The organism is Bradyrhizobium sp. 482_C4_N1_8 (genome assembly GCF_052075965.1).
Lineage (GTDB): Bacteria > Pseudomonadota > Alphaproteobacteria > Rhizobiales > Xanthobacteraceae > Bradyrhizobium > Bradyrhizobium barranii.
Window position 1 is genome coordinate 2,275,232 of the sequence record NZ_CP197231.1, and the last position, 16,293, is coordinate 2,291,524.

General features: G+C 57.0%; 14 protein-coding genes. 10 read left to right on the plus strand and 4 right to left on the minus strand.

Translation table 11 applies throughout. The features are described from left to right. Positions 1 to 15: 15 nt before the first annotated feature. Positions 16 to 384 (minus strand): hypothetical protein, encoded by a 369-nt coding sequence (locus AB7Z56_RS10650; RefSeq protein ID WP_245328570.1) that lies wholly within the window; start codon positions 382 to 384, stop codon positions 16 to 18. 168 nt (positions 385 to 552) lie between these two features. Here AB7Z56_RS10650 and ku point away from each other — a divergent pair, with 168 nt between their 5' ends. Further along, on the plus strand, positions 553 to 1,479 hold the full coding sequence (gene ku / locus AB7Z56_RS10655; protein WP_063981718.1) for a non-homologous end joining protein Ku: 927 nt from the start codon (positions 553 to 555) through the stop codon (positions 1,477 to 1,479). A gap of 188 nt (positions 1,480 to 1,667) precedes the next feature. Here the strand turns inward: ku and AB7Z56_RS10660 are convergent, their stop codons facing one another. Next, positions 1,668 to 2,507, minus strand: a complete 840-nt coding sequence (locus tag AB7Z56_RS10660; protein WP_063981719.1) for a Crp/Fnr family transcriptional regulator — start codon at positions 2,505 to 2,507, stop codon at positions 1,668 to 1,670. Between the two features lie 408 nt (positions 2,508 to 2,915). On the opposite strand from AB7Z56_RS10660, the gene AB7Z56_RS10665 reads away from it, so the two are divergent. The 3 genes from AB7Z56_RS10665 (at position 2,916) to AB7Z56_RS10675 (ending at position 8,464) form a co-directional block, all read left to right on the plus strand. Continuing rightward, positions 2,916 to 5,771 carry an ATP-binding protein gene (locus tag AB7Z56_RS10665; RefSeq protein ID WP_441256221.1) on the plus strand — a complete coding sequence of 952 codons (2,856 nt, stop codon included), beginning with the start codon at positions 2,916 to 2,918 and terminating at the stop codon, positions 5,769 to 5,771. A gap of 91 nt (positions 5,772 to 5,862) precedes the next feature. Continuing rightward, positions 5,863 to 7,050, plus strand: a complete 1,188-nt coding sequence (locus AB7Z56_RS10670; protein WP_063981721.1) for an ABC transporter substrate-binding protein — start codon at positions 5,863 to 5,865, stop codon at positions 7,048 to 7,050. A gap of 409 nt (positions 7,051 to 7,459) precedes the next feature. Further along, complete coding sequence (locus tag AB7Z56_RS10675) at positions 7,460 to 8,464, plus strand: helix-turn-helix domain-containing protein (RefSeq protein ID WP_441256222.1); 1,005 nt, start codon at positions 7,460 to 7,462, stop codon at positions 8,462 to 8,464. Positions 8,465 to 8,583: 119 nt separating this feature from the next. Here the strand turns inward: AB7Z56_RS10675 and AB7Z56_RS10680 are convergent, their stop codons facing one another. Next, positions 8,584 to 8,763, minus strand: a complete 180-nt coding sequence (locus AB7Z56_RS10680; protein ID WP_063981723.1) for a hypothetical protein — start codon at positions 8,761 to 8,763, stop codon at positions 8,584 to 8,586. A gap of 250 nt (positions 8,764 to 9,013) precedes the next feature. After that, a complete protein-coding gene (locus AB7Z56_RS10685) occupies positions 9,014 to 10,054 on the minus strand; it encodes an AraC family transcriptional regulator (RefSeq protein ID WP_084795007.1) in 1,041 nt (346 codons plus the stop codon). A 490-nt stretch (positions 10,055 to 10,544) separates the two neighbouring features. On the opposite strand from AB7Z56_RS10685, the gene AB7Z56_RS10690 reads away from it, so the two are divergent. The 6 genes from AB7Z56_RS10690 to AB7Z56_RS10715 all read left to right on the plus strand — a co-directional run bounded on the left by AB7Z56_RS10690 (position 10,545) and on the right by AB7Z56_RS10715 (position 16,284). Then, the gene (locus AB7Z56_RS10690) at positions 10,545 to 11,561 is read left to right on the plus strand and encodes an alpha/beta fold hydrolase (RefSeq protein ID WP_063986163.1); all 1,017 of its coding nucleotides are present in this window, start codon (positions 10,545 to 10,547) and stop codon (positions 11,559 to 11,561) included. A 222-nt stretch (positions 11,562 to 11,783) separates the two neighbouring features. Next, positions 11,784 to 11,990, plus strand: coding sequence for a hypothetical protein (locus AB7Z56_RS10695; RefSeq protein ID WP_245328572.1), 207 nt, complete (start codon positions 11,784 to 11,786; stop codon positions 11,988 to 11,990). Between the two features lie 396 nt (positions 11,991 to 12,386). Then, positions 12,387 to 13,028: an HD domain-containing protein gene (locus AB7Z56_RS10700; protein ID WP_441256223.1), complete on the plus strand. Its 642-nt coding sequence runs from the start codon at positions 12,387 to 12,389 to the stop codon at positions 13,026 to 13,028. Positions 13,029 to 13,096: 68 nt separating this feature from the next. Beyond that, complete coding sequence (locus AB7Z56_RS10705) at positions 13,097 to 14,434, plus strand: MFS transporter (protein WP_441256224.1); 1,338 nt, start codon at positions 13,097 to 13,099, stop codon at positions 14,432 to 14,434. A 49-nt stretch (positions 14,435 to 14,483) separates the two neighbouring features. Beyond that, complete coding sequence (soxC, locus tag AB7Z56_RS10710; protein WP_063986166.1) at positions 14,484 to 15,758, plus strand: sulfite dehydrogenase; 1,275 nt, start codon at positions 14,484 to 14,486, stop codon at positions 15,756 to 15,758. Next, positions 15,745 to 16,284, plus strand: coding sequence for a c-type cytochrome (locus tag AB7Z56_RS10715; RefSeq protein WP_084795009.1), 540 nt, complete (start codon positions 15,745 to 15,747; stop codon positions 16,282 to 16,284). Before soxC ends, AB7Z56_RS10715 begins: the two co-directional genes overlap by 14 nt. The last annotated feature ends 9 nt before the right edge of the window (positions 16,285 to 16,293 follow it).

The following is a 16,293-nucleotide window of genomic DNA, read 5'->3' on the forward strand; positions in this document are numbered from 1 at the left end:
CGGCCGCGCCGGCGACTACTCGAACGCAGGCCAGCAGCCATCTTCCTCGTGGCGCCCGGTCCGCTGCGTGCAGGTATTGTCCAAGAGCCGCCGTCCGACATCCTTCCAGAGCGCCTCCCGACCATAAAGGCGGACGGCATCGACCTTCTGAATCTCGACGACCCTGGCGCAGCGCCGGCACCCCACCCTCAGAATATGTTGAGGAATCTGGCTCAACCGCAGCGCCCCTCCAGATGGGCCCGACCTGCTCTCTGCGCGAGGGTCGTCCAGAAGCGCCTGCCAGTATTCCGGCGGCAGATCAGCTTCCGGAGCCAATCCGGGCTCCCGAGGCACGTTTCTACCGACGAAAGCGGCCATCTTATCCATCTCCTTCGGGTTCGGCATGCGCCAGCTCACGGGTCGGTCCGTCATGCTTCAATAGAACATAACAGGAACAAAAGAGTCGATAGCCGGCATGAAAAATATCCTCTGGTGGGCCCGTCCATGCTGTCGGAACCATGCCCTGTCGTTCGTCTTGAATCCGAGCCGTCCCGAACTGGAGTTCTGCGTAACATGGCCCCGAGAGCCAACTGGAAAGGCTTCTTGCGTCTGTCGCTCGTCACCTGTCCGGTGGCTCTCTACCCGGCGACATCGGAATCCGAAAAGATCTCGTTCAATCAGCTCAATCGAGCGACCGGTCACCGGATCAAGTACGTGAAGGTCGACGCCGATACCGGTGACGAGGTCGCGAACGAGGACATCGTCAAGGGCTACGAACTCGACAAAGGACAGTACATCGAGGTCACCAAGGAGGAGCTCGAGGAGCTAGCGCTGGAGTCGACGCGGACCATCGAGATCGACGAGTTCGTCGACAAGGCAGACATCGACCCGCGCTATCTGATCCGTCCGTACTACCTGCGTCCCGACGGCAAGGTCGGTCACGACGCCTTCGCGGTGATCAGGGAGACCATCCGGGAGATGGACAAGGTGGCGATCGGCCGCGTGGTTCTCACCAACCGCGAACACATTATCGCGCTCGAGCCGTTGGAGAAGGGTCTCGTCGGTACGCTGCTGCGCTACCCCTACGAGGTCCGCTCCGAGCAGGAGTACTTTGACGAGATCCAGGACGTCAAAGTCACCAAGGACATGCTCGACCTCGCAAGGCACATCGTCAACCAGAAGACGGGCACGTTCGACCCCGAGAAATTCGAGGATCATTACGAGACCGCGCTGGTCGACCTGATCAACCAGAAGCGCGCAGGCAAGACCATTCGCCCGAAGGAACGGCCCAAAGGCGAAAACGTGGTCGATCTGATGGAGGCGCTGCGGCAGAGCGTCGGTCGGGAGGCTGCGCCGGCGAAGGCAGCAAAGCCCGCCGAGAAGCCGCGCAAGGCGGCGGCGGGCCAAAAAGAGATGCTGATGACGATCCAAGGCAAGAAGCCGGTGAAGGAAGTAGCGGCGAAGAAACCCGTGTCGGGCCAGCGGCGGAAGTCGGCTTAGGCGGGGTGACCGCCGCTTTTGACGGCGAGTTCAACCGATCGCTGGATGTCTGCTTTCGGGGGCAGACCAGATATAGCAAAGGGAAGCCGCCACTTCCGCTAATGACCCCATAGCGGACATCTCTGCCTCGCGAGACCCGCACTGCGTGACAGTCGTGCCACCAATGGTGGAGCAGTAAGGCCAAGGTTTTAAGCTATGCCACGCGCGGCCGCCGTCTCTCGCGCCGCCTTCTCCTGTGCGAGAGTTGCTTCCAGCCGCGCGATGTTTTCCTGGAGGCGCTGGTTGTTTTCCAGCAGACGCTGACTGGTGAGGAGGAGGATGTAGTAGCCGAATTGCTGATTACTTTGAAAGTAGATTTCAAGCAGCCTTTCATAAGTTATAGTCAGGACTTGTCCGTCTTCTATGCACTCGACCGTTCCGGTTCGCCAGTTATTGGGCGTAAGGAAGCCAAGTTCTCCCATGAGGCGTCCGGGCGGGATCTCGACGTTGATCTCTTTGACCAGAAAATTGCCCGTCACGGTCAAGAACATTTCGTTGGCGGTGTCATGAATCTTGAATAGGGTATCGCCGCGGCGATATTTGCGTTCGGTCATGAACGGCTTGATCCACTCCATCGACATGTCACCTTGCGTCGCGTTACGTGCCTTCTTAACGAGCCTGAGCAGTTGGCGGAGACGAACGGCATTGACCGGCAGCAACAGCAGATAAAGCAGAAAGGTGGCGACGCTTCCGGAAAGCGCGCCAGAGGTTGCGAAGAATGCACACCCGACCATATTCGCGACCCGCAGCGGCACCATTCTCTGCATCAACAAAGTAGCGACAAAGAAGATTGCGCCGACCAAGGCAAACATGTTGGCGAGCGTGATATTGGCCAACACAATTTCTAGCAGCCGATCAAACAGTGCGTCGTAAGTGATATTGTTGGGATCAAGCCCCATTTGAACGAGAATCTTGGCGATCCTGAGATTATCCGCCGCCGTATCAAGAATGCGGTTTAGAATTGTCGAAAGATCTGCACTGGAACTCATCGGATCACCCCACGCAAAGCAGTCGGTTATTTTTCGGACCTCGCTCTTTGCTGACGTTGCTGAACGAGTCCGACACCCTAGTTGGATCAATCGGATCGCAGGCGGCGCCTTTATTCGGCGCAGAGCGAGTGCGTGTCGCAATCATACCATTCCGATGACGGGCCATTTACTCCGTCCACGCTGTATCTTGTGCATCGCACAAGAGAACCTTATTCGATCTCCGGAAAGTGCGAAGGCAGAGGTTTTAAATAGGAAATCGGCGCCCCTCGACGAGGGTGCTCAAACAGCCGTAAAGTGCCGGTTGGCCCAGAAGTATCAACTCCGTAATGGTTTTGAACGCGGCAGGGTGTCGTTGGGAGGCTGACGATCGTACGTTGATCGACCTGTTCGGATCGGCAATGTGTTGAGATGATCGACCGCAAAAATCCAAAGGCAGATCAAGAGATTTTGTTTGGTCCTTTCCGTTTGTCCGGTTCGCGGAGAATTCTGGAAAAGGAGGGCGTTCCGATTGAGGTTGGGGTCCGAGCCTTCGAAATTCTGGCCGTTCTGGTCGAGCACGCTGGGAAAGTGGTCGGCAAGAAGGATTTGATCGCTCAAGTATGGCCCGGCGTCACGATCGATGAAGTAAACCTTCGTGTTCAAGTTGCCATGCTCCGTAAGGCGCTCGGCGAAGGAGACGCCGGAGCGCGCTATGTGGCAACAATTCCGGGCCAGGGCTATTGCTTCGTGGCGCCAATCTCTCGCTCGGGGCCGCTGCAAGCCGACGCTCCGCACAACCCAGCCTCATTCATCGCTCGAAAGTTGCCGCCTCGTTTGACCCGAATGATTGGTCGCGATGAAGTGGTCCACGAGATATCAGGTCAGTTGTCGGAGCGACGCTTTGTGACGATGGTCGGCCCGGGCGGCATAGGAAAAACAACTGTTGCTGTCTCGGTGGCTCACGGATTGTTCGAAGAGTTTGCAGGTGCCGTATGCTTTGCCGACCTCGGTCCTCTGAATGAGCCGTCTCTGGTGGCCAGTGCGATAGCTTCGGCATTAAGACTCGGGGTTCGCTTCACTGATCCCAGCAAGGGACTTGTGAATTTCCTTCGAGACAAACGGGGCCTATTGATCTTCGATAGCTGCGAGCACGTGATCGGGACCGCCGCAGCAATAGCCGAAGAGATCTTCGCGAGCGCGCCGCAGGTGCATATCCTCGCAACAAGTCGGGAATCGCTAAGGGTTGAGGGCGAGTATGTCTATTCGCTGGCAGCTCTGGGTAGCCCGCCAGGAGATGCCGACCTCACAGCGGCGCGGGCACTCGCCTTTCCGGCGGTGCAGCTTTTTGTGGAACGAGCCGCCGTTGGGCGGCAGTATTTCCAACTGCACGATGCCGATGCCTCGATAGTTGGTGATATTTGCCGTCGACTAGACGGAATTGCCCTCGCCATTGAGCTCGCCGCCGGCCGCGTCGATGCTTATGGCATTCGGGAAACGGCGGCACTGTTGAACGACCGCCTTAACCTCCTTGGCGAAGGTAAGCGCACCGCGCTCGCGAGGCATCAGACCCTAAGCGCAACCCTGGACTGGAGCTACGACCTGCTTTCAGAATCTGAGCGCTTGATTCTTCGCAGGCTCTCGGTCTTCGCGGGCAATTTTACTCTCGAAGCGGCTCGCTCGATCGCTGTTGGAATTGACCTGGATGACGCGCAAGTCGTCACCGGAATTGCCAGCTTAATCGGAAAATCGCTCCTCGCGACGGATGGCGACAACAAAGCGGCGCGCTACCGATTGCTCGACACCACCCGAGCTTATGGCTTGGGAAAGCTCGCTGGGAGCGGAGAACTAGACTACATCAAACGGCGTCACGCGAGCTATTACAAACGGATTTTTGAGCGAATCGACCACACATCGTCCGGGGTCGAAGGCCTTTCAGCGTACGCCGAGCATCTCGATAATGTGCGGGCAGGGCTCGAATGGTGTTTCTCTGACCCCGGTGACATTCGGGTTGGCATTGCACTCGCGGCTGCGACAGTGCGGTTGTTCTTGGAGATGTCACTATTAACTGAATGTCGTCGTTGGGCCGAGCGCTCGATCACCGCGTTCGATGAATCGGATCGCGGGAGCGCTCGCGAGATGGAGTTGCGATCAGCACTTGGACTTTCACTAATGTTTGCCACGGGAAACAGCGACGAAGCACGAGGCGCTCTTTTAAGAGGGTTGAAACTCGCCGAAGAGCTCGGAGATTTGCGGAATCAGCTGCGGCTTCTCGAAAAGCTGCATGTATTCCATCAGAGGATAGGAGACTGCCACGAAGCCTTCGCCCTTGCGCAGCAGAGCGAGGACGTCGCCGCAAGTCTTGGCGATAGCTCGAGTGTCGCGATAGCGAATTGGACGCTGGGGTTTTCCCACTACTTCGCGGGAGACTGCAAAAGCGCACAGACGAATTGGGGGGCGCCAATGCCAAAAGGCGATAGTTCTCGATCGTACGGGACCAATGTTGCTTTTGATCGTGACATCCAAGCGCGTACGCGATGTGGTTTGGGATCCGTTCTCTGGGTGCGTGGCTTTCCGGATCAGGCCATGAGGATCGGCAGGGATATAATCAAGGAGGGCGCAACTCTGAGGGACCCGTCAACATTCTGCATTTGCCTGATTTTTACGAGTTTCACATCTCTTAGACTTGGCAATCAGGCGGACGCGGCGGATATGATTGGCCGTCTCCTCGCTCACGCCAGAAAGCATTCTCTTGGGCCTTACGAAGCGATCGGCATTGGTCTTAGGGGGACTCTGCTGATTAATCGTGGTCAGGCCAAAGAAGGGGTCGGCATGGTGCGTGATGCTATCGAAACCCTGCATGTTGGCAGGTATGAGTTGCACAACCCTGCGTTCCTCGCCGCTTCCGCAGAAGGGTTGCGGATACTGGGCCAATATGAGGAGGCGCTCAGACAAATCGACGAAGCCATCGCCCGCATTGAAAGAAACGGGCAACTGCTCTTTCTACCGGAGTTCCTGAGGATCAAGGGGACTATCGTCATGGCCGCTCGGCAAACAGATTTGTCCCAAGCCGAGGCCCTTTATCTGCGCGCACTCGCGGTTGCGGGCGGGCAGTCTGCTTTGGCTTGGGAACTGCGGGCGGCGACAAACGCGGCCAGATTGCGAGCTATTCAACGTCGTATCGACGATGCTCGAGCTATACTTGCCCCGATCTATAGTAGGTTTACCGAAGGTTTTGAAACGACCGATCTGAAAGACTGCAAGGCAGTATTGGACAGGTTAGATTAGTCTGAGCGGATCTGGCGAGTTGCGTGGGTGGACTGCAACGAATTGTGCGTGCCGGGGGCAGGTCGCCACACATGGAAAGTAAGAGGCAGCAATGACATTATTTCGAGCGGCATTGGCCTTTGTATTTTTGGTCTACGGCAGCTCCCTCGGGCTAGCAGACAGCGTCATGGGCGAGATCCGCATCGGCCAAACGCTACCGTATAGTGGGCCGCTATCCAGCTTTGGTATCATTGGTCGGGTCCAAGAAGCCTACTTCGCCAAAATCAACGCGGAGGGCGGCATCAACGGCCGAAGGGTAAAATTCATCAGCGTGGACGATGCCTACTCTCCTCCCAAAACCGTCGAGCAGACGCGTAGATTGGTGGAGCAGGAGGGGGTGTTGTTGATGTTCGGCTCGCTAGGAACTGCGACCAACAGTGCAGTTCATCGTTACCTCAATGCGAAGGGCATTCCGCAGCTGTTCGTGCTCAGTGGGGCCACGAAATGGGCTGACCCAAGAAATTCTCCATGGACCATGCCAGGAATGCTCGCCTACGAAACCGAGGGGGCCATATACGCCAAGCACATCCTGCAGAACATACCTCACGCCAAGATCGCAATACTGTCACAGAACGACGATTTTGGCCGCGACTATGTGACGGGTTTCAAACGGGGCCTGGGAAACGAAGCAAAAGCCGCAATCGTCGCCGAAGAAAAATACGAGACGAGCGCGCCAACGATTAGCTCTCAATTGGCGACGTTGAAGGCATCTGGCGCTAATGTGTTGTTCGGCGTCACGATCGGAAAATTCACGTCGCAGCTCATCAAAGGAGTGGCCGAACTCGGCTGGAAGCCGGACGCCTTCTTTGTTCCGGCGTCGGCCTCCTCGATCTCGTTTCTCGAGCCAGCGGGTCTCGAAAATGCGATTGGGTTGATTTCGTCGAGCAATCAGAAGGACACGATCGATCCTCAATGGGCCGGTGACGCCGGTGTGAAGGACTTCCTGGAATTCATGAAGAAATACCTGCCCGGGGCAGACCTAAACAATTCCAACTATTCCGCGGGCTATCATTATGCGGGACTTTTGACGAGAGTTCTGCAAGCGTGCGGGAAGGATCTCAGTCGTGAAAACATCATGCGCCAGGCCGCATCACTTCGTGAGATTGCGCTGCCGCTACTGTTACCCGGAATAACGGTAACGACCAGCCATGAGGATTACTTGCCGTTCCAACAATCGCAGCTGCGTCGCTTCAACGGAAAGAGCTGGATTGGCTTCGGTGACACACTAGACGATCGGTAAGCGCGTCTCGATCGCGTCGATCCACCGACCAATCTGCCGGCATATCCCAGTCTGGGACCAGCTGCCGCTGAACGTTCATAAAATCAAGCTACTGGCAAGAATGGGCCGCGTTGTGCGCGTTTCAGTGCGATCGAGTCTGCGCTCGGCCACGGCACTTCGGCGGCACGAGTTGGAACTGTAGCAATACGCTCGGACGTGACCGATCGGGTCGAGCGTATGGCCGCTTCGTCGCCGAACCAAATATTGTGTGGGCGTGGGAAGGAGGACACGGCTTGCCGCCGAGCCGGAAGATGCAAGCAACAAGTTTTTTCGGAGGTTAACGAGCAATTACGGGCCTCTTTGCGAAGCAAATCCTATGCTGCGTGCTATGGCAACTGCCAAAAGCGACCTTGTCTGATGGGAGACATCAATGCACGCGTGCGCATTCAAAGACAGCTACAGCCTGCCGACTGCAGTTCCGTCCGCCACGGAACTATTGCTCTACCGGAAAGACCGCTTTCGCCTCCGCGCTGAGAGAAGTTGGCGTTGTCTTCCTGACGTTGAAAGCGACCCCCGGATCGATGCCGATATTGTCGTCTCGCGCTGGACCGATATTCGCGCGGTATGCCGACAGGTGCGGGCGCCGTTATCTCTCCGGCATGTGATCTCGGTCGCCCTCAAGCCAACACATGTCAAAATTACGAGAGATTCGTTGACAGTGTTCGACGGACCAATGCTAGCGGGGACGATACACATCGCAGGACCGGGCAAGGCCTTGGTTGCTGAATTTCGAGATCCCTGCGATTTTCTGCATTTGCATGTATCGTCCGGTTATCTTCGTAAATGCCGGGAGCAGGCTGGTCTCAGTCGGACATTGGGGGTATTGAACGACCTCGTCATTCGCGATCCACTAGCGGAATTGCTTGGCCAAACGCTGATCGCGAATGCCGCGGCAAGTGATGGCGCTTATGCGGATTGTTTTTGCCAGACATTGACAATGCACATTGCGCGGTTAGGGAACGCGCGAAAAGCTGAAAATGCTCTACCTAACTGGCGCCTCAAGCGTGTCCGCGAATACGTCGATGAGCATCTCGCGGAATCCATCGGCCTCGCCGATCTCGCCGAGGCGGCTGGCCTATCGCGGATGTATTTCGCGGCACAGTTTCGGGTGGCTACCGGCTACCCACCGCATCATTATGTGCTTCACCGGCGAATTGACCATGCCAAAGAGCTTCTCTCGGGCACCAATCTGCCGCTCGTTGAAGTGGCCCTAGCCGTGGGCTTTCAAGAGCAATCGCATTTCTCAACTGTTTTCAAGCGTTTCACGGATGAAACTCCAGCGCGCTGGAGGAGAACTGCCATGGCTGCGATATCTGACCGGAGCCGTCAAAGGCCCCTGGTCAGCCCGCGTCATCAAGAAGGGGCGCTCGTATAATTCGCGGCCGTCCGAACTGTCAGGCAATTAGCGACGACGTTGCCAGCAAAAATCCGAGGGCGATTCCTTCTGCAATCTTCGTCAGGTGCTCCTGCTACGTCAGCAGGCTAGTTTTGGAATCAAGCTGGTATCGGCTCGACCTGATGCTTCACGCATTGCTGCATGGTGCCGACGGTGCCCGAGCCGAAGCCGCCCTTGACGGCATTGCCGGGGTCCACTGCGGGCTGCGCGACGTCGCTAGCGTAAGCCTTGGCTTCGTCCTGGTGGAGGTACGCATCGATCGGCTTCGGCCCGACCACGCCGGTCGCCAGACCTGGCCGATCTGCTTGACGTTGGCGACGCGGGTTGACCAGCCGGCGCCGAAAGTGGACCAGGTGTTGAGGTGCTGAGCCGCCCGGTTTGGGGACTTTGAGCAGCGACGATACAGGACCGCAGGGCCTCAACGGGGCGCCGGTCGCGCTCGCAGGAAAGCGAGGAGGCAGGTTGGCTGTGCGTACTGCCTATCGCCTAAATCAAGCATTCGAGTGGGCCAGGTGCTCACGACCAACTTCACGCGTGGCTTACCTTCGAAGGCTCATATCGCTTGTTCGCAGCATTGCGTCGCCAGCGTGCCGGAGTGTCACCCACGCGTGCTTTGAAGACAGTCGAGAAGTGCGCCTGCCCCTGGAAGCCGACGAAGAGAGCGAGCTCCACGATTGGCATATCGGTGCTCGATAGAATCACCTTCGCGCGTTCGATGCGCCTGTGGAGAAGGTAGTCGTGTAGCCCGTTGCCCGTCGCTCTTCGAAACTGCGCAGCGAAATGGCTTTGCGACAATCCCGCCACACCGGCCAATGTGGCTAGCGTTGGCGGATCGTCGAGGTGCGCGTCGACGTACTCTTGTACGCGTTCCAAGCGCGAGGGCAGAAGAGGTACATCTGGTGGACATGGTCGCTCCAAAGTTGCGATATGCGTGACTAGACTGCGGCCGACGCTCTCGGCGTACCGCGGGTCGTCTGCGTGGCAACTAATTAATTCACGCCCAAGGAGCCTTGCCAGCGGATCGGAGACGACGACATCGCCGAGATCCGGCACTAAGGGGCGTTTTCCACGGAGTGGGGCTCCTTGGAGCGCTCGAAAGTAGCCGTCCGACACATATAGGTGCAAAAAGTCGAACGGGTCGCGAAACTCAGCGGTCATACGCTGGTCGGGAGATGTAATATGCAAAGTTCCTTCAGACATTGCGCCATCGAAGATCAGGCGCTGCCCTCGAACGAGCTTCAACCGCGAGTCCCTTAATGCGATCCGAATGATATGTCGATCGTATGGAGACGCCGCGGCTTCCCGGCGAAACCCATTTTCGAGATCGGTCCAGCGTGAGATCAGAATGTCCCCTTTGATGAGTTGATCCCCGGAATCGTCGATAGGGCGATGCCAATCTCGCTCTTCATAAATCGAGCCAGAGCGTCTGGAACATTGTTCGCAGGGCGCCTGTTGCGCAAATCCAGGCACGCCTCCCGAGGTAGATGCTGCTTTGGTGCTTCGGTGCCGCATGTCGTCCGCAATTGCTGAAAAGAAGTTGTGGGGGACGCGGGGCCGCTGAACGTCCATTTATCGGCCTTCCGGCGTCCTGTGTCGTCCATCATGAACCTTGCTCCAGGCCGATGTTAAACGCGAATAAAAGTTTGAAAATCAGACGAGATGGGTTCGCTCGCGCGTCAATTGGCGGTCGCGCATGTCAGCCGAACGGGCCCTCAGCGAGACAGTGGTGGCTGAGTGCGATCGTCCTATCGGCAGGAAGAGTGGTCGTGGCGAGGACGGCGTGCATTTCCACAAAGTCACTTTCGTCCGAAAGAAGAGTTATGCAAACGACGATAGTGATAGCTGATGCTAGCGAGAAAGGCATTCCTAGAGGTGTCGCCTTGGGACGTCTGCAATCATGAAATGCCTGAGACCGGGGATGTCGCGGCCAAGAGATTACTCTGGCGCGATTGCGAATGCTCCAGTCATGGAGGCCGTCCTTATCGGCCAGTCGGGTTCGTAAGTCGAGCGCTACCCGTCACAAGTACTGTCGTGTCGAACCAATTCCATGGAGGTTGAAATGAGAGTCACCCAGTTCATGCGCCGTATGTCAGCCGTCAATCGTCGTCGTGCGGTCTTGGGTATGTTCGGAGCGATCGTTGCTGCAGCGTTGCCAAGTCATGCAAGAGCAAAAGCGAAACGCGCTTCGCCGGGTGCTCTCCCGGCTTATCCAGTGACGCACTATCGAAAAAAGACAATCGATCGCGTTAATGTATTCTACCGTGAGGCCGGCCCCAAGAATGCGCCAGTGGTGTTGTTACTCCATGGATTCCCAACCTCGTCGCACATGTTTCGCAACCTCATTCCTGCGCTTGCAGACCGCTATCACGTGATAGCGCCGGACTATCCCGGTTACGGCCAGAGCGATATGCCGAACCGCGCCAACTTCGCTTACACGTTCGATCATTTTAGTGAGCTAGTAGATAATCTGCTCGTTCAACTTGGCGTCGACCGCTATGCGATGTACGTCATGGACTATGGCGCTCCAGTTGGCTGGCGCCTGGCATTGAAACATCCCGAGCAGGTGGCAGCTCTGATTGTTCAAAACGGCAACGCCTATGAAGAGGGGCTGCAGGAATTTTGGGATCCGATCAAGGCATACTGGGTCGATGGTTCTGACGCGCACCGACAAGCACTCATGAAGCTTGTGACGGTGGAGACGACAAGGTTTCAGTATACCGATGGAGTGTCGGACCTTAGCCGAATTGCCCCCGATAATTGGGTGTGTGATCAGGCACTTCTCGATCGGCCTGGAAACAGTGATATACAGATGGATCTGTTCTACGATTACCGGACGAATCCGCCGCTATATCCCGCCGTGCAATCGTACTTCCGCAAACATAAGCCGCCTACGCTGATTGTTTGGGGCAAGAACGACAAGATTTTCCCCGCATCCGGTGCGTATCCCTTCAAGCGCGATCTCCCCCAGGCTGAGTTTTATCTCATAGACAGTGGACATTTTCCGCTGGAGGACAAGTTTAGTGAGATGGTGCCGCTGATCCGCGGGTTCCTCGATCGAAGCCTTTTGCGCGGCTGATTGGGAGAACGCCCGGCGCGCCTGGCGCTCTCAGCATTTGAGAGTATCAACGAGGATGCGGTGGAGACGTGTTCCGTGAAGGCAGTTACGAACAGAAGCGCACAAGCCAAAGCCAGCCGGATGGGAGTTGGCTCTTGGGTGGTTATAATCGTGCTTCTGCTATTCTTGTTGGCGGCGGCGGTCCCCATCTACCATAGCTCGAGGCTTGGGAATGGCGCGGGCTTGCCGCTGTCGACGTATATCGCGATGGCGCTCGGAATCGTGTTCTCGCTTGGCGTCGGCTTTGGCCTGATGGCGTTGCTGTTTTATAGCAGTCGTAAAGGCTACGATGAGCCGCCGGTGTTAATGGACGAGAGCGAGCGCGCGGAGAGCGCGAACCTGCCAACGGAGAGTACGGAGCAGGTGACAGGCCACCATGAGTCTCAATAATTAGCCGGAGTACTGGCGATTAGCGGCTAGTGTCGGCCGGTTTGTATGAGACGACGTGTCTCCGCCAGCACAGGGTGCGTTGCAAGCCTGATTGCGACACGCGGGGAGTGTTAGATCCCGGCAATCTCCACGAACGCTAGCGTTGCGCTAGGAGGCCGATCCCCGTGGGTGTCATCGGCTTCGGATGGCCTGTCTCCGTGCCGGCCGCGATTGGCTGCATATCGTTGGATCACCTCTCGCCAGGCGTATCCGAATGTGGGTCGAGAGCCGATTATTGATCACGTGCAATTCCCAAAAGCAGCCAGAGCTCGAAAGAAGAGTGGGAGCTCCTCACGTACGCTGGTGATGCCGACGGGGGTAATGCAGGCCAATCTCGGACAATCAAGGAGAAAGAGCGTGAGTGCATCCATCATCGCTGGAATCAAGATTCCGGACTCCAAGCTGGCGCATCATACCACGGAATTCATCCGCGATTCAGAATCGCCGCTGCTTTACCATCACTCCAGGCGGACGTTCCTGTTCGGCATGCTTCACGGTGAGCGACGCGGTCTGAAGGCGGATCCGGAGCTGCTCTACGTAGCGACGATGTTTCATGATCTAGGTCTAGTCGAGGGACACCGACACATGGATCGGCGATTTGAAGTCGACGGCGCCGATGCGGCTCGCGAGTTTCTCAGGTCTCATGACGTCCCTGAGGATGCCATCCGCCGGGTCTGGTCGTCGATCGCCCTCCACACCACGCACGGTATTCCGGAATTTATGGAGCCAGAGATAGCTCTCGTAGCTGCCGGAGTGGAGACCGATATCGATGGAAGAGATTTGAAACTGCTCGATGCTGCCACGGTCAAAGAGATCCTTGCGGAGCATCCACGCATCGACTTCAAGCGTCAGGCATTCAAGGCCTTCACCGAAGGTTCTAGAGATCGACCAGACACAGCTTTCGGCACCATTACAGCCGACGTCCTCGAGCATTTTTCTCCCGGCTTCAGGCGAAAAGACTTCGTCGAGGTGGTCATGAACAATGAATGGCCGGACTGAATCCTGATCAGGAGCCGCTTTCGGTCTGAGCTGGGGTCTCCTTGGCGCGTGAAAGGCGATTCAGCAACATGCGACAATACATTGATCCGATCCTCCATCGCCGGCGCGAACGTTTGGTCAGAGTTATCGCGCTGGCAACATTCGTCGTCTTCTTTCAAGCGTACATGGTGGCTCCGATTATTCCCGTTCTCTCCAATGCCTTTGGGGTATCGGACGAGAAGATTGGCCTCGTCGTACCGGCTTACTTGATCCCATATGGCGTTTCGACATTGGTATACGGAGCGTTGGCTGACCGTATTGGTATTGCCCGTGTCATGTTCACGTCGCTGCTGGCCTTCTCGGCACTTACGATGCTGACTGCGACCGCACGAACATACGAGCAACTGCTCCTGTGGCGCGCCATTACGGGAGTTGGCGCGAGCGGGATCGTTCCCCTTGGGTTAGCGCTTGTGGGGCGGCTGTACCCCTATGGGCAGCGCGGTCGCCCCCTTGGCTGGCTTTTCGGCGCTATGGCCGGCGGGATGGCGTTCGGATCTCCGTTGGGAGCGCTGATCATTCCCGTCGCGAACTGGAGCGGGTTGTTTATCGTTGTCGGCTGGTTCGGCCTGTCGCTGCTGCTCCTTCTCTTGCGCTATCTCACCGTTATCGAAACTACGGTGCCTCCGTTGAAGGGCACAGTTTACCAGGTTTTCGATGGCTATAGGCGTCTCTTGGGAACGCCGCGTGGCCAGCGGACCTATGGCTACGTCTTTCTCAACTCAATGTTTCACTCGGGCGTGTTCACCTGGTTAGGTGTCTATCTCGAGCGTCGCTATCATCTTGGTCCCGCAACGATCGGCCTCGCGCTGCTCGGCTACGGCATACCGGGATTTCTTCTAGGGCCGTTGATCGGCAGAGCGGCAGATCGCTGGGGCCGTGCGAGGCTGATTCCAATTGGTCTAATCTTGAGCTCGTTGGCGGCGATGGCGTTGGCGCTTGGCACACCGGTGATGTTCATCCCGATCGTCGCAATCATACTGTCCTTGGGGTACGATATGACCCAACCACTTTTTGGTGGAATCGTCACGTCTCTCGGGGAAGGCCGAGCCGGCCAGGCCATGGGCCTAAGCGTATTTATGCTTTTTGTCGGCTTCGGGCTCGGGAGCCTGATCTTCGGCGCACTCATGCAGTACGGCTTTACGGTCGCATTTGCTGCATTCGCGATGATCGAATTGCTAATCGCCCTGATGTCCTTTGGGCTATTTCGTTCAGAGGTGGTTCTTGCCGGCCTGATCTTGCTTTGCTTGGCCGGGTCAGGCGTGCTGCCCCGACAATCTCCGCCAACCGTGCAGACGCTGCCATCCACCAACTCCGAATCGAGATTGGCCGAACTTGGAGAAGCATCGTCGAATTCGCCGCGTGGATAAAGCAGTCGAAATCTCAATCAGTCAGTTTTTGCAGATAGGAGAAATCGGCATGAGGCCGGCATTTGAGAACTTCCCAAGTGAGGCCGCCGAAGACGCAGTGTCGCGTCGAAGATTCTTGACAGGCGCTTCCGCTGGGATCGCGGGGAGTGTCGTCGCAGGGAGAGCAATGGCTGACTCGTTGGCCGATGTGCCGCCGCGGGAAGTTGGCTCCGATCTCAGCGGCCACAGCGAGCGATCAAAGTACGTTCATATCGAGCGGATTCCCGAGGCGGGGCCAGGACGACGCCACGTCGACCCCGGCGACGCGATCAATTCGAAAACGCCCCTGGACAAACTGGTCGGCGCGATCACGCCGTCGGACCTTCACTACGAGCGCAGCCATGCGGGTGTACCCGAACTCGACCCCGCCAAACACCGTCTTCTGCTGCATGGCATGACGCAGAAGCAACTGGTTTTAACATTGAACGATCTCAAGGCGATGCCGTCGATTTCGCGGATGGCCTTTATCGAATGCACCGGTAACGGGTGGGAGAACTGGAAAAACGCGGACGAGAACCTCACCGTGCAGAATACCCATGGCCTCGTCAGTACGAATGAATGGACCGGAGTGCCATTAAAGTTCCTGATCCAATTGGTCGGCAAGAACTCCGGGGCCACGTGGATGCTTGCCGAGGGTGGCGATGCCGCGGGCGTTGCGCGTAGCATTCCACTCACGGACGAGATCATGGACGAGGCTTTCGTCGCCTACGGTCAGAATGGCGAGCCGCTCAGGCCTGCTCACGGTTTCCCGATCAGACTTATCATGCCCGGGTTCGAGGGAAATCTAAACATCAAATGGCTTCGGCGTCTGAAGTTCGGCGATCAACCCTGGATGACCCGCTGGGAAACCGCTCGCTATACGCAGCTTCTGGCAGACGGAAAGGCGGCCCAGTTCCAGCTCAGGATGGAGACCAACTCTGTTATCACCTCGCCATCCGGAACGATGGTGATAGAGCCTGGATACAATCGCATCACAGGCTTGGCCTGGAGCGGTCATGGCAAGGTCGAGAAGGTCGAGATCAGCACCGACGGCGCGAAGAGCTGGAAGCAAGCCGAGTTGAGTCATCCAGTACTTCCAAAAACCCAGACCCGATTTCAGATGAGCTGGATCTGGGATGGCCGAAGCACAAAGATCGTAAGTCGTTCTACCGACGATAAGGGCAACGTTCAACCAGATCGCGCTGCACTTATCGCACTCATGGGAACAAACGCGCTCTTTCACTACAATGCGCAGCAGACCTGGAGCATCGACGCAGCAGGGAGAGTCCGCAATGTTCTTGCATAAGCTCTTCTTGCGAATTGCCCTTGCCAGCTGCTTGGTGACACCGGTGCTGGCCGAAGAATTCGGGCGTCCTGCTAGGCCTGATGAGATCGAACTATGGGACATCGACGTGAGGCCGGACGGCAAGGGCCTGCCAGAAGGCAGTGGCACGGTGGCGCAGGGTAAAGCGATATTCGAAGACAACTGCTCAGGCTGTCACGGCACGCGCGGCCAAGATGGCATCAAGGATCGCTTGGTTGGTGGTCAGGGCACGCTCGCTTCCGAAAATCCCATCAAGACCGTCGGCAGCTTCTGGCCCTATGCCACAACGTTGTTTGATTACATTCACCGGGCCATGCCTTACCAGGCACCCGGTTCGCTAGGTGTCGACGACACCTATGCCGTCGCTGCCTACCTGCTTAGCCTGAACGGGATATTACCCATGGATGGGAAGTTGGACAAGCAGAGCCTGCCTAAAGTTCAAATGCCGAATCGCAACGGATTTGTTCCGGTACCGGAATTCGACTACCCGCAGAGCCACCATAACTGAGCTGGACGT

What these genes read in the sequence shown, in the direction of transcription:
- AB7Z56_RS10685 (WP_084795007.1), bottom strand. Translation starts at nt 10,054, where the DNA reads ATGGACGTTCAGCGGCCCCGCGTCCCCCACAACTTCTTTTCAGCAATT.
- AB7Z56_RS10660 (WP_063981719.1), bottom strand. Translation starts at nt 2,507, where the DNA reads ATGAGTTCCAGTGCAGATCTTTCGACAATTCTAAACCGCATTCTTGAT.
- AB7Z56_RS10665 (WP_441256221.1), top strand. Translation starts at nt 2,916, where the DNA reads ATGATCGACCGCAAAAATCCAAAGGCAGATCAAGAGATTTTGTTTGGT.
- ku (WP_063981718.1), top strand. Translation starts at nt 553, where the DNA reads ATGGCCCCGAGAGCCAACTGGAAAGGCTTCTTGCGTCTGTCGCTCGTC.
- AB7Z56_RS10670 (WP_063981721.1), top strand. Translation starts at nt 5,863, where the DNA reads ATGACATTATTTCGAGCGGCATTGGCCTTTGTATTTTTGGTCTACGGC.
- AB7Z56_RS10705 (WP_441256224.1), top strand. Translation starts at nt 13,097, where the DNA reads ATGCGACAATACATTGATCCGATCCTCCATCGCCGGCGCGAACGTTTG.
- AB7Z56_RS10650 (WP_245328570.1), bottom strand. Translation starts at nt 384, where the DNA reads ATGCCGAACCCGAAGGAGATGGATAAGATGGCCGCTTTCGTCGGTAGA.
- AB7Z56_RS10715 (WP_084795009.1), top strand. Translation starts at nt 15,745, where the DNA reads ATGTTCTTGCATAAGCTCTTCTTGCGAATTGCCCTTGCCAGCTGCTTG.
- AB7Z56_RS10690 (WP_063986163.1), top strand. Translation starts at nt 10,545, where the DNA reads ATGAGAGTCACCCAGTTCATGCGCCGTATGTCAGCCGTCAATCGTCGT.
- AB7Z56_RS10675 (WP_441256222.1), top strand. Translation starts at nt 7,460, where the DNA reads ATGCACGCGTGCGCATTCAAAGACAGCTACAGCCTGCCGACTGCAGTT.
- soxC (WP_063986166.1), top strand. Translation starts at nt 14,484, where the DNA reads ATGAGGCCGGCATTTGAGAACTTCCCAAGTGAGGCCGCCGAAGACGCA.